Annotated in this window: 2 protein-coding genes; both read right to left on the reverse strand. The window is 55.6% G+C overall.

Annotated features, from left to right (window positions below):
* A partial coding sequence (locus RCCGE510_RS32380; protein ID WP_007637697.1) for an amidase family protein occupies window positions 1–281 on the reverse strand: 281 nt, incomplete at its 3' end.
* Complete coding sequence (locus RCCGE510_RS32385) at window positions 274–489, reverse strand: hypothetical protein (protein WP_037080811.1); 216 nt, start codon at window positions 487–489, stop codon at window positions 274–276. The genes RCCGE510_RS32380 and RCCGE510_RS32385, both read right to left, overlap by 8 nt.
* Between the last annotated feature and the right edge of the window lie 92 nt (window positions 490–581).

Below are 581 nucleotides of genomic sequence, written 5' to 3' on the forward strand. Positions count from 1 at the left end.
ACCTTCGACCCCGCGGTCGTCAACACACCCTGGACATCAAACAAATCCTTGGAGGCGTAGGGTATCCCAGCAAAGGCCGAACGGTCGAAGTCACCCCGCGACACGTTGGCTGCCTGTGCTCGCGCAGCATCGATCGTCGTCGTGATGAACGCTTTCGAGAGGCCGTTGTGCTGACCGATGCGCTCTGCGAACGTGTCCACCAGTTCCGATGGCGTTATCTGCCCGCCCCGAAGCATCGACTTCAGGCTTCGTACATCTTGGAATGCGATATTGTCAGTCATGCCTGTCTGCACCTTGGACGCTCATTGCAGGGGGCGTGGTTCCGAGATCGATTTTTCGAAGCTGTTCGAGCTCGTTCAGCAAATCTTGGAAGCCTGTGATAATTCCCAATTGTGGATCAACCAGTTCGTTGATTTCGGCTTCAGACCAGCTGTGAGATGCCATCTGTGCGCAGATACCGGTCAGCGTATCCTTGGTCAGTTTCTGCAATCTACCCTCCCTCATCGTTGTGAAGAGCGTGCGCTGAGGCGTTTCCCCGAAGCGCACACCCCGATTTTCAGCGTACGATCAAAGTCTCGGGA

This window comes from Rhizobium sp. CCGE 510 (assembly GCF_000292525.1).
Lineage (GTDB): Bacteria > Pseudomonadota > Alphaproteobacteria > Rhizobiales > Rhizobiaceae > Rhizobium.